The following is a 14,752-nucleotide window of genomic DNA, read 5'->3' as shown; positions in this document are numbered from 1 at the left end:
GTCATCAATAGGAGACATCGGGCCGATCATGATTTTGCCAGTCAAGCAGGGCAACTGCCATTCATGACTTTGGTGCCCAAATCAACCTTACTCTAATATCATGAGTGAGGTTTTTGATTTTGGTTTTTTTTCCATTTCTGTTCCATCTTGTATATTCTAATTTGTTATGGAATAATTTTAGTAATAAATATGTTGAACTAGGATTTCGGTTTGGTGCATTAAAGTCGATGAAAGGAAGAATGATAATGAAAAATGTGAAAAAAGCAATTATTCCTGCCGCTGGTCTTGGAACACGTTTTCTCCCGGCCACAAAAGCCATGCCCAAAGAGATGCTGCCAATAGTGGATAAACCGACGATTCAATACATAATTGAAGAAGCGATAGAATCTGGAATCGAAGATATTATCATCGTTACTGGTAAAGGAAAAAGGGCAATTGAAGACCATTTCGATTACGCATATGAGCTTGAACAAACCCTCCTTAGTAAAGAAAAATTTGACTTGTTGGAAAAGGTTCAAGAACCATCAAGAATGGCTGATATCCATTACATTAGACAAAAAGAGCCTAAAGGATTAGGACATGCTGTTTGGTGTGCTCGGAATTTTATCGGTGATGAACCATTTGCGGTTTTACTTGGGGACGATATCGTTCAAGCAGAGACTCCCTGCCTCAAACAATTAATGAACGAATTTGACAGAACTCGTTCTTCTGTCATTGGCGTTCAGCGAGTGCCTGAGGAGGAAACAAATCGATATGGTATTATCGATCCAATTGAACAGCATGGCCACTCTTACCAAGTGCGGAACTTTGTCGAAAAACCACAGTTAGGCACAGCCCCTTCAAATTTAGCTATTATCGGCAGATATATTTTTACACCTGAAATCTTCATGTTTTTAGATAAGCAGGAAATTGGTGCAGGAGGGGAAATCCAACTTACGGATGCTATACAAAATCTAAATCATATTCAGCGGGTGTTTGCTTATGAATTTGAAGGCAACAGGTATGATGTAGGGGAAAAATTAGGTTTTATTGAAACAACGATTGAATTTGCTCTTCAGAAAGAGGAATTACGAGAAGATTTATTAAAGTTCATGGCAAGTCAAATCAACAAATATCAATTGTAATACCAAATATGCCAAAATAAATATTCATTATGCACTATGAGTAAAATTAATTACTCATAGTGTTTTTTTTGTGTGAAAATAGTAATATACTCGCAATTATTTCTACTAGCTTTATGATAGAATAACAATATTGTTTGTAAAATTTTGTAGAATAGGAGTAGGAGGATGAAAAGACGGGTTTTGTTATTTTTTTCAGTACTATTAATCTTTTTTGGATCCCTTCCAAAAGGAAGTAATGCAAATGGATTAGATGCTACAAATTTAGGGGATTCTTCTGAAGTTTCAAGTTATTTTATCATCCATTATAATGGTGAAAATCAAGAGGCAGTTCTAAATGACAATGTATCATTGACGTTAAATGGTTGGACAGATGAAGCAAAATCTTCTGTTAAGGGTAAGATTAATATTCATACTGATTCCATAAATCAAACGGAAGATATCACGATTGATGTTACCAATGACCTAAAGGAAATTTCAGTCCCGGAAAAAGAAAGTATATTTTATAGATTAGAAGTGTCTGATACATTTAACGTTGAGGAAGTGACAAATGAACCTAATACTCTCAGTACTCAAAGTGTAAATGAGACTTCTTCTTCGGAGGACGGTATTGTAGTTAGTGAGACCCCGTCTACGAAGGACAGTACTGTAGTGAGTGAAGGAACTTCTGAAGAAGCTTTAAATTCCACCAATGCAGAATCAACGATGGGGACACCTTCTGTTCAATATGCCACTCATGTACAAGACATTGGATGGCAAAACCCTGTTTCTGATGGAGAATTGTCCGGTACAGAAGGGCAAGCAAAACGACTGGAAAGTATTAAAATTTCAGTCGATAATGTAGAAGACTTAGGTGTGAAATACTCCACACATGTTCAAGATTATGGGTGGCTTCCTTATGTTTCCGATGGAAAAGAAAGTGGAACTACAGGACAAGGAAAACGCTTGGAAGCTATTAAAATTAATTTAACTGGTACCCAAGCTGAAAATTATGATATATACTATCGAGTTCATGCACAAGATTTTGGCTGGTTAGGTTGGGCAAAGAATGGAGAATCCGCTGGTACAGAGGGACTTTCAAAACGCTTGGAAGCAATTGAGATTGTTTTAGTGCCAAGAGGTGGAGCGGCTCCTGGCTCAACAGATCAACCATTTGTAAAAAAACTATCTGTTGCTTATTCAACTCATGTTGAATCATATGGTTGGTTGGGTTATGTAGAAGACGGAGCAATGAGTGGAACCCAAGGGCAGGGTAAACGTATGGAAGCAATAAAAATTACTCTACCTAATACTCCTTATAATGGAGATATTATATATTCAACTCATGTTCAAGATTATGGCTGGATGAAAGATGTTTCCAATGGTGAAGTTTCAGGTACCACTGGACAAAGCAAGAGATTGGAAGCTATTAAAATTAATCTAACTGGTGAAATAGCAAATTACTATGATATTTATTATCGAGTTCACTCACAAGATTATGGTTGGTTAGGTTGGGCGAAAAATGGGATGAAAGCTGGTACCGAAGGGCGTTCAAAACGATTAGAAGCTATTCAAATCAAGTTAGTCCCTAAAGGCCAAGGTGAACCAGTAAGTGTATACGAGGCATTCAAACAATCATGGATAGTATTTTTAGATCCTGGACATGGTGGATCTGACCCTGGTGCAACTGCAGGCGGGTATCGAGAAGCGGACTTAAATTTAGCTGTTGCGAAAAAAGCCCAAGCATTATTAGTAAATCGCGGCTATACAGTTTATATGTCCAGAAATGACAATACATCTATACCATTGCTGGATCGTTCTCAAATGGCAAATAATTTGCATGCAGACATCTTCGTTAGTATCCACACTAACTCTACGGGAACATCAACAACTTCTGTTAGTGGTATTGAGTCTTACTTTTACGAATGTGATCCAACAAATCCTTCGAAAATCAATGCTGCTATGGCTACAAATCCAGACAGAATTGCAAAGAGTATGCAACTTGCAAATTTAATTCAAGAAAAAATGATTGCTTATACAGGAGCCGCTAACCGTGGAACTGATGGGGCAGATTTTTCAGTTTTACGTGAATCGGCTATGCCTGCCACTTTATTAGAGATTGGCTTTATAAATAATTCGAGCGAACGCCAGAAATTATTGACGGAATCATATCAAAATTCACTGGCAAAAGCAATTGCTGATGCAATTGATGAATATTTTAAAGCATATTAATCCATTAAAACCCCCAAGTGTCTTTTGGGGTTTTTTGGTATATTTTTATTGTAAAAAAAAGTAATAGATATATAGTCTTTAACCTGTTTTTTATGTTAGACTAATAGGGTTGATGCATGAAGATTGTCGAATTAAGTTATTATTCGTGTTTTTATGTATAAAATTTTAACTACAGGGAGAATGATAAATGCGAAGAAGTATAGTCCTTATCGGAACGCTATTAATGGGTTCTGCGTTTCCTACTGTAGGAAATATTGCTTATGCAATAGAAAGCTCCGATACTGGAAATTTCGTAGAAGGATCTAGTTATTATTTCATTCATTATAATGGTGGAGAACAAGAGGTAGTCTTACGTGAAAATGTAAAGTTGATATTGACTGGATGGACAGATGAATCCAAAACGGCTGTAAATGGTAAAATTGAAATTCAAAAAGATTCATCAAATGAAGTAAAAGATATCACGATAAATGTTAATAATGAATTAAATGATTTAGCGATATCTGAAAGTGAAATTATTCAATATAGATTAGCTTTGTCTGATTCATTTCAAGTTGATGAAGTAAAGCCAGTAGATTTAAAAGAGCAAATTACAGTTGTAGCTGAAAATAAAAACGGAACTTCAATTGAGGAAGTAGATTTAGTTGATGAAAACGGCACAGTAATTCAAAATAAAGGCTTAATATACTATTCGACTGACGAAAATAATCAAAAAATAGTAATTACTAAAGAAGAATATGATTCCTTAAACTCTGATGCAGCTCCATCTGGGATAGTTAACTCTACTAATGCTAATTTAATAGAAAGTGAGAATAACTCCAATACAGTACAAACTGCTTCAGAAAGTACTCCCATAGAAAATCCTTCAGTTGTTTATTCAACCCATGTTCAAGATTACGGGTGGTTAACAGGTGTGTCTGATGGACAAATGTCAGGAACACAAGGCCAAGCGAAACGTATGGAAGCTATAAAGATTTCCTTAGAAAATGCTCCTTATTCTGGAGGTATTTCTTACAAGACCCACGTTCAAGATTATGGCTGGTTAAACAATGTATCCGATGGAGCCATTTCTGGAACATCTGGTGAAGCAAAACGTCTAGAAGCGATCCAAATCAACTTAACTGGTGAAATGGCAGATCATTATGATGTTTATTACCGTGTTCACGCACAAGATTATGGTTGGCTGGATTGGGCTAAAAACGGAGAATCTGCTGGTACACAAGGACTGTCGAAGCGCTTGGAAGCAATCGAGATTGTTTTGGTGGAAAAAGGTGGAGCAGCCCCAGGTTCAACAAATAGACCAATTATTATGGATCCATCTGTTGTTTATACAACCCATGTTCAAGAGTATGGATGGTTAGCGGGAGTATCTGATGGACAATTGTCAGGAACACAAGGACAAGCAAAACGAATGGAAGCCATCAAGATTTCATTGGATAAGATTCCTTATTCCGGGGGTATTACTTACAAGACCCACGTTCAAGGGTATGGTTGGTTAAATAATGTATCAAACGGTGCTATATCTGGAACATCTGGAGAAGGTAAACGGTTAGAAGCGATTCAAATCAGCCTAACAGGTGAAATGGCGCAGCATTACGATATTTATTATCGTGTTCATGCTCAAGATTATGGTTGGCTGGATTGGGCTAAGAACGGGGAATCGGCTGGAACACAAGGACTGTCGAAGCGATTAGAAGCCATTCAGATTATGTTAGTGGAAAAAGGCGGAGCTGCACCAGGACCAACTAATAAACCATTTATTCAGTCGGATTTGACTAACTACTATAATATTACGCTAAATGATGCATTAAATATGCAAATGAAGGTTATGCCACAGACTGATAAATACGCAAATGCTCCTGCATATGTCAGCAGTCAATACCTTAATGTATTTAATGGCGGTTCGATAACTGGAATCAGTGTAAACCTTAGGACTTCTCCAACTTTGAATAATGATAATGTAGCTGTTAACGTTGTTAAAGGAACATTATTCAAAGTATTGGATGCAAATGTTATCGGTGATTCGTACTCAGGCAGTACAAGATGGTATAAAGTTGAATACAATGGACAGATTTTATACGTACACAGTGCTCTTGCAACAGCTAATTTGAGAATCGGCCAAGCTACTGTTGATTATCTTAATATTAGAGCTGAAAAGAGTTCAAGCAGTCATATTTACGCTAGTGTAATGAAGGATACTTTATTCATTGTTTTAGAAGAAGCAAGTGACTGGGATAGAGTTAGCGTGGGGGCTTGGCGCAATGCAACATCTTCAGATGTCCTTTATTATTTGAATCCAACTAACTTTATAAATGATGAGAAACAAAGATTTCAATTCATGGACCTAACAAAACCGAGTGGGGTTTCAGCAGAGACTTTAAATAAATACCTTGTTGGAAAAGGAATATTAGCAGGCCAAGGTCAAGCCTTCATTGATGCAGGAAATAAATATGGGATTAATGAAGTATATTTAATGGCACATACATTGTTAGAAACGGGAAATGGTACTTCGACTCTTGCAAAAGGGATGGAATATAACGGAAAAACTGTTTATAACATGTATGGAGTAGGTGCGCTCGACAGCTGTCCGGATGAATGTGGAGCTAAAACTGCTTATGAGAAAGGGTGGTTCACACCTTACGATGCTATAGTTGGCGGAGCTGCGTTTATTAACGATGGTTATATAGATGGCAATAACTATTACAATATAGTTCAAAATACGTTATATGAAATGCGTTGGAACCCACAAGTAATGAGTACATTAAACAAAGCTTCACATCAATATGCTTCTGATATTGGATGGGCGTATAAACAAGTTCAAGTTATGTATGATGTATATAAAATTCAACCATATACTGTATTCCTAGAATATCCAGTATATAAATAAGATCAAAAAAAGTAGTACAACCTTATGGTGTGTACTACTTTTTTGCATTATTTAATTTGTAACTTCTCTTTAAATTTATTTTTACCTGTTAAACCATGGTAAAAATACTTGGCAAACTTTAAGCCATCTTTTTTAATAACCCCGCGGTAAACAGCATAGATAAATAAATAAGGATAAAAAATAAAAAGCTGCTTTAAATTAGCATTTCTCTTCATAAATAATACTACATTTCTATACATAAAATACTCTGACAATCCTGAAACCTGATTGATTGAAGCTGATCCTTTATGAATGACCTTTGCATTACAGTTGCAAATTACTTCATAACCCTTTTTCTTTATATTTAAACACCATTCTGTTTCTTCATAGAATAAAAAGTAGTCTTCTGGAATATACCCGATTTCGTCGAGAATTTTAGTATGAAATAACATACATGCTCCACCAACGTAGTCACAAGAAATAATTTCTCCTCTAACCTTGTCCTCGTGCACTCTGTTATTTAATACTTTTACTCTTCCAGTATTAAAGTCGATCATTGCACCAGTTGATTGCACAATTTCAGGTTCATTAAATTCACATACTCTTGGTCCGACAACACCTACATTTGGATGTGTTACCATATAGTCCATTAATTTTTGTAAAAAATCCGGATTCGTAATCACGTCATTGTTAAGGATACAAATATAGTCAGCCTTTTCAGCTTTAGCCCTTTTCAAGCCGACATTATTCCCGCCAGCATAACCTAAATTTGCCCCGGTTTGTATAAATATATGATGTGGGAATCTTTGCTTTAAAACAGTTTCTGAATTATCTTTAGAAAAATTATCAACGATAATAACTTTAAAATTCTTGTAGTTTATTTTTTCTACCGATTCTATACAGGCAATTGTGTCGTTCGGATTATTATAGTTTAGAATTACAAAATAAACAGAAGGAATAGGTTTATTATTATTTTCCAATCCATTTCCCCTCACTTTTTTATATTTTTTGGTATTCATTGCACTATTAGGGTTTGAAAAGATTAAATCAATTGAATAAAATTATCTGCCTCTTAGAACCAATTTATTGTTAAGTTTATTTAAAATCATGAAAACAATTGAATCCTTTACTACTATTAACCCTGCCAAATATACGCCTGCAGCAATAAATAATTGGATGAAGGTCAGCAGGAACGGGCTTACATTGATCATACTTCCAGCTGCACTAACAGAGAAATAAACCAAAATACTTAAACCAAAATATTTTGTAAACATTTTTGAGAAAGTTTTCAGTTCAAAATATTTTCTAGCAAAATACATCTGAATCATTGCACCTGAAGCTTCAGCGACCAATAGGGCAATAGTTGTAGCTGTACTTGCCATATATGAAACTAAAAGGATATTTGCAATTAAGCTAAGGAGTGCACCGATAGTAATGGATATAGCATATTTATTATTCTGGTTTGTTGACACTAGTATTTGAATACCAAATATATTTGCTAAACCAACAAAAAATATAACTGGGCTCATTATATTAAGTAAATTAATTACTGTTTTAAATTCATTTCCTAAGAACCAAGTAACAAAATTAGACGATATCGCCATCAAACCTAATGTCATAGGCAATGTAATCATTAATACAAATTGAAGGGCATAGTTAATGTATTTTTTCATTGAGTCAATATTCCCTAGAGCAAATTCTTTTGCCATTCTTGGAAGTAAAACTGAACCTAATGATGTGATAAATCCTAAGGCTATTCGAATAACCTTATCTGCTTGGTTGTAATACCCAACTTCAACTTTTCCAGAAACATGTCCTAAAACAATTTTGTTCACGAGAATATATACCTGAATCATAATTTGGGGTAAAAATAAGCTAATTATTGGTGCAATATGCACTTTAATGTCTCTAAAAGTTGTTCTTTTGAACGAAACCACTTTTAACAATGGAATCCACATAATTAGTTGACCCATGAAGAGCGTACTCGCATTAATCAAAATATAGAGACTTAAATCTTCAATACTTTTTACAAGAGTAAAAATTAAAATAATACTTACTACTCTTATTAGTATATTCCTCATTGTGATGCTCTTAATTTGTTCCATTCCTATAAAGTACCAAGAAATGTCAATTGTAGTAGCGATTAAGGTAAAAATATGAATGAAAAATAACATTTTATTATCAGCGACAGTAAATATAAATATTACATAACACAATGTGGTAAGCAATGAAATGGATAGTTGTACACAATAAATGGACCAGAATTCTTTAGAACGTTCGTTCTGGTCTAATTTTGTTGCTATTTGTCTACTACCGTAAATCGGGATACTTAAAGCAGCAAAGACTATGAATAGCTGAACGATAGATAATACATACGCATCCGTACCAACACCTTCTGGTTTAAGTACTCTTGAAACATATGGAGTAGTAATAAATGGTGTTATAACAATCAATAATTGATATACGACAGTAAATAAATAATTTGATATAAGTTTGCCCATTTAACGGAATCAAATCCTTTTTTGTTTAGCATTTTATCGGAATCATCAATATGATTTGCCTTATAAGAGTAGCATTAAACGTTATTATAAACAACGATAATACTTATTTCTACAGGAATAGACAAGAAATTTTTATGTAGTTCCAATTACCTCTTCTAATATAAAAAGGCTGTCTGTGAATTAGACAGCCTTTTATTATGGAAGGTTTGTAAAAAAGGCAAGAGGCCTTTTTTACAGATCATTTAATTTTTCAATCATAACATTGGTTCTTTTATCCCAAGTATTTTCTTTAAGAAATTCTAATCTTTGGTCTTGACTGTACTTCAGTTCATTATTTGCAATTAAGCCTTTTAGAACATTAATATACTCGTCCGTATTATTATAAAAACAAACAAAATCGTTAAATCTTTGAATTTCTTTATAATAAATAGTAATTATATTTTTGTTGAAATTGATGTATTCATATAATTTGACGGGATCAACCGATTGAATTAATTCGTTTAATTTGAAAGGCATTATCAGACAATCCACATCCTGAACAACATCATATAACTTACTATGGTTTATAGGTCCATGGAAAATTATTTTTTCATTTTCCGGGATTTCACATTCTATTGGTCCGAAAAAATGATACTCCAAATTATTTATTTCATTAAGACTTTTCTTGATAGTATCAAAATCAACCCATTCGGAGATCGTTCCAATATAAGCAACTTTAAAATCTTTTAGTGGCTGTTGTTTTTTATCCATTGCATCAATGATCTTACCATTATAACCATTTCTGATTAAAACTGTTTTATTGGAACTGCAGCCTCTATCAATAATTTTATTTTGGAGATTCTGACTCGAGACAAATACAATGTCAGAGTCATGTAACAACTGTCTTTCAGAAATATCCAGATTTTTTTTTACGCTCGGAATGTAATTAAACCCTTGGACATCATCCATACAATCATAAATAATTTTGAACTTATTTATGTTTCTTTTCGGAATATAGTCATAAAGTGAAGGATGAGTGATCCAAATAATGTTGGGCTTAATAACTTTCAAAATTATTGAGAAAATCATCTGTTGAATAAAGCTATTCAAAGAATGGAAAATCCTCATACGTTTCAATGGAAGTACGATTATTGGAAACTTTTTAGTTTTTGAAGGATTTGAAGTGATTACTTTTCTGCTCCGTGCGAACTGGTAAAACACTGTCACATCAAATACAGTATCCAGCTTCTCGGCAATAAAATGGGGACGTTGTTTTATCCAGCCCCAATCAACGTGCATAAGGTATAAAACTCTTTTCTTCATACAAACCCCTTTCCGAAAGCTTTACTTTGGTAAAAAGTAAATATAAATAGATTATGATTCTATTTGATACTTGCATAATTTCACTTATGCATAAAAAGAACAAAACGGTACTGAGTAAGAAGTAAATAAAATTGGTGTCCTTTTTCATTTAAATAATCATGATTTTGATTTCCCTTTATTACCTTTGATAAATTAAAGTTAATAAAATTTGTACATTATTTAAGTATATTATATTCACTTTAGGCAATCAACAATCACATGATTAAATTCCTAAAGAATAGGGACCTTTCATGTAAGGTGGCTATTATCATCATGACCATATTGCGGGTAAGTTTCTTTATTTCCTTAAGTCAAAGTCATTTAATTGAACTAACTAACCGCATTTTAAAGTACAAATTTTGTTGTAATCTGTTATAATTAATTTTCGTTAAGTCAATAATTGTCGTTTTCTGCATCAATCATACATCTGTGAATGAATGACGTAGTTTTGAGAAAAATATTATTAATTTATAATTAATCTTTTAGGAGTCGGAAGCTCAAAAGGGTATTAAAACACTTTTTAACTAAAAGAAAGAAGGAATTCACTATGCTAAGAAATGTACTTATTACAGGCGGAGCAGGCTTCATCGGAAGTAGCTTGGCTCTAAAATTATTGGAAAAAGGTTATAACGTAACCGTTCTTGATAACCTATCACCACAAATTCATGGGCAAGATGGAACCTCTTCAGAGTTATTTTTAAAAGTAAGAGATAAAGTGACTTTTATTAAAGGTGACGTTGTGAATAGCGATGACTGGAGAAAAGCTTTAAAGGGTCAGGATGTTGTCGTGCATCTAGCGGCGGAAACTGGCACAGGACAATCGATGTACGAAATCAATAAATACATAGATGTGAATATTAAAGGTACTTCCAATTTATTGGATATTCTAACTAATGAAGAGCATCAGGTGAAAAAAATCATTATTGCCGCTTCAAGAGCTATCTATGGAGAAGGCATGTACCATTGTTCCGAGCACGGTGTTGTCTATCCAACTGCAAGAATTGAAGAAGACATGAGCAAAGGTGATTTTGAGGTCAAATGTCCGATATGCCATCAAAATGTGGAACTGATGGCAACCACAGAGGATACAAAAATCCATCCTACATCTGTTTATGGCATTGCCAAACAGGTACAGGAGCAAATGTGCATGGTGGTCGGAAAATCCTTAAACATTCCTGTTGTTGGATATCGCTATCAAAACGTATATGGACCGGGTCAATCGTTGAAAAACCCATATACAGGTATTCTGTCCATCTTCTCCACCATCATCAAAAATGGGAATAACATCAATATCTTTGAGGACGGAAATGAATCAAGGGACTTTGTGTTCATTGATGATGTTGTCGATGCAACCATTTTGGGAATTGAAAAAGACGAGGCAAACTTTGAAAGCTTCAATGTCGGAACAGGTGTCTGCACAGATGTTCTAACCGTTGCCAATACATTAAAGGAAAAATACGGGTCCGATACTGAGATTGTCATCAGCGGCAACTACCGCTTAGGCGATATTCGCCATAACTACGCAGATCTGACAAAAATCCATGACAAGCTTGGATTTACTCCAAAGGTCAGCTTTGAAGAAGGAATCAGCAAGTTTGTCGATTGGGTGAATCAGCAGGAGGTTGTCGAGGATCAGTATCAAAAATCCATCGAAGAAATGAAGAAAAAGGGATTATATAAATAATGGAAGATAAGTTAAAACACAAGAAAATTTTGTTTTTATGTCCTTTATTTTTTAATTACCATAAAAAAATAATAAGAGCGATGGAATCAATGGGTGCGGAAGTCGACTTTTTCGATGAGCGCCCATCCAACACAGTAATGTCTAAAGCACTGTTACGAATTAATCGTAATTTTGTGAAAGGGCAAGTTAAAAAGTATTATGAAGAAATTACGCAAAAAATAAGCACTAAGACATACGATTGTATTTTTATTTGCCAAGCAGAAGCAACGCCGATTTGGTTTCTAAAGGAACTTAGAAGACTCAATCCCGCTGCGCGTATGGTGTTGATGCTTTGGGACTCTGTTGCCAATAAGGTCAACACTCTCGAAAAGCTGGAATTCTTTGATGAAGTTTTTTCGTTTGATAAAAAGGATTGTGACAGGTTGGGTCTAACGTTTAGACCTTTGTTCTACGATGTTGAATATGAACAGATTGCAAAGGAAACCACACCCCTTATTTACGATTTGTTCTTTGTCGGAACAGTTCACAGTGACCGCTATCGGATTTTAAAAGAAGTAAAAAAACAGTTTGAACAGAATGGGCATAAGGTTTTTTACTTCATGTATTTGCCCAGTAAGTTGATGTACTACCAACGCAAGCTTATGACTAATGATTTTGCCGGCAGTGATATTAGTGAATTTTCTTTTATTGGGATGCCGAGCGAAAAGCTGACCGAGAAGTTGAAGCAGTCAAGAGCTGTCGTTGATATTCAACATCCAAATCAAACAGGTCTGACGATGAGAACTATTGAAATGCTTGGGGCAAATAAAAAGCTGATTACAACTAATAAAGATATCCGACATTATGATTTTTACCATCCAAACAATATTGTTATTGTCGACAGAGAACATATTGAGGTCCCGCCTGAATTTATGTCGACGCCTTATGTACCGGTTGATAAAACAATCCGAAACCGTTATTCAATTGCCTACTTTGTTCTAGAGGTACTGGGTGTAACCGGCGAAAAAAAACATCATTATTATGTAGGAACAAATAGTGAGGGAAAACAATGAAGGTTTCAGTAGCAATGGCCACTTATAACGGAGAGAAATATCTGAAACAGCAAATCGACAGCATCCTTTCACAATTGGATAAAGATGATGAGCTGATTATTTCAGATGATCATTCAAAGGATCAAACCATCTCTATTATCGAGAATTATATGAATGAAGATCCGCGGGTCAAGCTGTATATGAACAATGAATCAGGAGTGACCTCCAATTTTGAGAATGCCATCAAGCACACAAAAAATGATATTATATTTTTAAGTGACCAGGACGATGTATGGAAGCCGGAAAAAGTTGATACGGTTAAATCCTACTATGAGAAAAATCCTAAGGTCCAAATGATTATGTCCGATATTACTGTTGTTGACAATCAGCTTAACCCGACCATCGAGTCCTTCTATGAATTTAGAGGAAGCCGTGCAGGTGTCATTAAAAATATTATTAAAAACAGCTATATTGGCTGCGCCATGTCATTTCGGAAAGAATTAAAGCCGAGAATCCTGCCGATTCCAAGGAATGTCCCGATGCATGATATGTGGATTGGGTTGGTGGCGGATATGAATCACGTTGCTCTTCTTATCCCCGAAAAATTGATTTATTACCGAAGGCATGATGCAACTGTAACAACTGTCGAAAATAATTCTACTCTGAAGCAAAAGCTTCTCTGGAGATTCACCATTTCGAACTTGCTCATAAAGTCCTTTTTAAAACATAAATAGTCATTAAAAAAGTGTGTTTGCTAATTAGATAAACACACTTTTTTTTGAGTTAGTAGATACAATTAGATTATTGTCAGATTTTGTACTTTTTTAGTCGAATATTGTTATTTCCAGTTGAACTTATAAAACTAGAATATTATAATTTGGTTTATGATTGCTATTGAAATTTACTACCTGTAAAGAGGGGATCTATATAAATGGAGAGATCGGTTAGGAAAAAAGATAAGAAGAAAAAGAAATGGCTTCGATATACGTTATATTCGCTCTTGATTCTATTAATTGGCGGAAGTGTATATTTCTACAACGTTTATACTGATGTTGCCCGTGCGGTTAATAAGATGAATAAACCAATTTCTAGAGAGATTTCCAAAAAACGTGTTGAACAAGTTGAATTTCACAAAAAGGATCCCATTTCAATTTTAATGGTCGGAGTCGATGAGCGTAAAGGAGATAGTGGCAGGACAGATTCTATGGTAGTTTTAACGGTTAACCCTGAAAATAAAACTACTAAAATTTTAAGTATTTCACGTGACACTCGTACTAAAATTATGGACCCTGAAAAGACAGGTAGGGTTGTTCGTGTCGATAAAATTAACCATGCATACGCCTATGGTGGAATTGAAATGAGTATTGAAACGGTAGAACACTTTTTAAACATTCCAATTGATTATTATGTTCAAGTAAACATGGAGAGTTTTAAGGATATAGTTGATGCCGTTGGCGGGATTGATGTAGATAACAAATATGCTTTCGAACTTGATGGAGTATATCTTAAAAAAGGTCCACAGCACTTAAACGGTGAAAAGGCGTTGCAATATGCCCGAATGCGTAAAGCTGACCCGCGTGGTGACTTAGGACGTCAAGAAAGACAGCGCGAAGTTATTTCAAAAATTATTGATAAAGGAAAATCAATTTCAACTTTAACAAATTACGATGATATCCTAGGTGCTCTGGAAAACAATATTAAAACTAATTTAACTCTAAACGATATTATTGGAATACAATCTGCGTATAAACCGGCGGCAGAAACCATTGAAAAGCTTGAAATTCCTGGTGAAGGTAAAATGATAAACGGCGGCTGGTATTTCCTTGTAAGCGATGGAAATAGACAAGGTCTTTCGGACCAATTACGTGAACAACTGGGACTTACTCCCGAACCTGTTGAAAAGTATAATATGCTTCCGGATACAAATACAAATAATACTAAAAGTGGCCAAAATTTGGAAAGCAAACAGTAAAAGATACTATATTTGCCTTTACTAGCCT

At 34.7% G+C, this 14,752-nt stretch carries 10 protein-coding genes; 7 read left to right on the top strand and 3 right to left on the bottom strand.

The genetic code is table 11. The features are described from left to right. Window positions 1-245: 245 nt before the first annotated feature. The 3 genes from galU to ACZ5B7_RS26730 all read left to right on the top strand — a co-directional run bounded on the left by galU (window position 246) and on the right by ACZ5B7_RS26730 (window position 6,216). Window positions 246-1,124, top strand: a complete 879-nt coding sequence (galU, locus tag ACZ5B7_RS26740; RefSeq protein ID WP_464491608.1) for a UTP--glucose-1-phosphate uridylyltransferase GalU — start codon at window positions 246-248, stop codon at window positions 1,122-1,124. 165 nt (window positions 1,125-1,289) lie between these two features. Then, window positions 1,290-3,332: an N-acetylmuramoyl-L-alanine amidase gene (locus ACZ5B7_RS26735; protein ID WP_464491607.1), complete on the top strand. Its 2,043-nt coding sequence runs from the start codon at window positions 1,290-1,292 to the stop codon at window positions 3,330-3,332. Between the two features lie 187 nt (window positions 3,333-3,519). Continuing rightward, window positions 3,520-6,216 (top strand): glucosaminidase domain-containing protein, encoded by a 2,697-nt coding sequence (locus tag ACZ5B7_RS26730; RefSeq protein ID WP_464491606.1) that lies wholly within the window; start codon window positions 3,520-3,522, stop codon window positions 6,214-6,216. A 47-nt stretch (window positions 6,217-6,263) separates the two neighbouring features. Here ACZ5B7_RS26730 and ACZ5B7_RS26725 read toward each other — a convergent pair whose 3' ends face one another. The 3 genes from ACZ5B7_RS26725 to ACZ5B7_RS26715 all read right to left on the bottom strand — a co-directional run bounded on the left by ACZ5B7_RS26725 (window position 6,264) and on the right by ACZ5B7_RS26715 (window position 9,998). Beyond that, entirely contained in the window at window positions 6,264-7,175 is a 912-nt protein-coding gene (locus ACZ5B7_RS26725) for a glycosyltransferase family 2 protein (protein WP_464491605.1), read from the bottom strand. A gap of 81 nt (window positions 7,176-7,256) precedes the next feature. Next, entirely contained in the window at window positions 7,257-8,696 is a 1,440-nt protein-coding gene (locus ACZ5B7_RS26720) for an oligosaccharide flippase family protein (protein WP_464491604.1), read from the bottom strand. 231 nt (window positions 8,697-8,927) lie between these two features. After that, window positions 8,928-9,998 carry a glycosyltransferase family protein gene (locus tag ACZ5B7_RS26715; RefSeq protein WP_464491603.1) on the bottom strand — a complete coding sequence of 357 codons (1,071 nt, stop codon included), beginning with the start codon at window positions 9,996-9,998 and terminating at the stop codon, window positions 8,928-8,930. Window positions 9,999-10,584: 586 nt separating this feature from the next. On the opposite strand from ACZ5B7_RS26715, the gene ACZ5B7_RS26710 reads away from it, so the two are divergent. The 4 genes from ACZ5B7_RS26710 (at window position 10,585) to ACZ5B7_RS26695 (ending at window position 14,724) form a co-directional block, all read left to right on the top strand. After that, window positions 10,585-11,721, top strand: a complete 1,137-nt coding sequence (locus ACZ5B7_RS26710; RefSeq protein ID WP_464491602.1) for an SDR family NAD(P)-dependent oxidoreductase — start codon at window positions 10,585-10,587, stop codon at window positions 11,719-11,721. Beyond that, window positions 11,721-12,773: a WaaS/CpsH family glycosyltransferase gene (locus ACZ5B7_RS26705; protein WP_464491601.1), complete on the top strand. Its 1,053-nt coding sequence runs from the start codon at window positions 11,721-11,723 to the stop codon at window positions 12,771-12,773. The genes ACZ5B7_RS26710 and ACZ5B7_RS26705 overlap by 1 nt, the downstream gene beginning before the upstream one ends. Beyond that, window positions 12,770-13,486 (top strand): glycosyltransferase family 2 protein, encoded by a 717-nt coding sequence (locus tag ACZ5B7_RS26700; RefSeq protein ID WP_464491600.1) that lies wholly within the window; start codon window positions 12,770-12,772, stop codon window positions 13,484-13,486. Before ACZ5B7_RS26705 ends, ACZ5B7_RS26700 begins: the two co-directional genes overlap by 4 nt. A gap of 197 nt (window positions 13,487-13,683) precedes the next feature. Then, window positions 13,684-14,724 (top strand): LCP family glycopolymer transferase, encoded by a 1,041-nt coding sequence (locus tag ACZ5B7_RS26695; RefSeq protein WP_464491599.1) that lies wholly within the window; start codon window positions 13,684-13,686, stop codon window positions 14,722-14,724. The last annotated feature ends 28 nt before the right edge of the window (window positions 14,725-14,752 follow it).

The sequence above is a fragment of the Neobacillus sp. S1115 genome (assembly GCF_055385565.1).
Note: the sequence above shows the minus strand (reverse complement) of the source record. Positions and strands in the feature narration are given on the sequence as shown.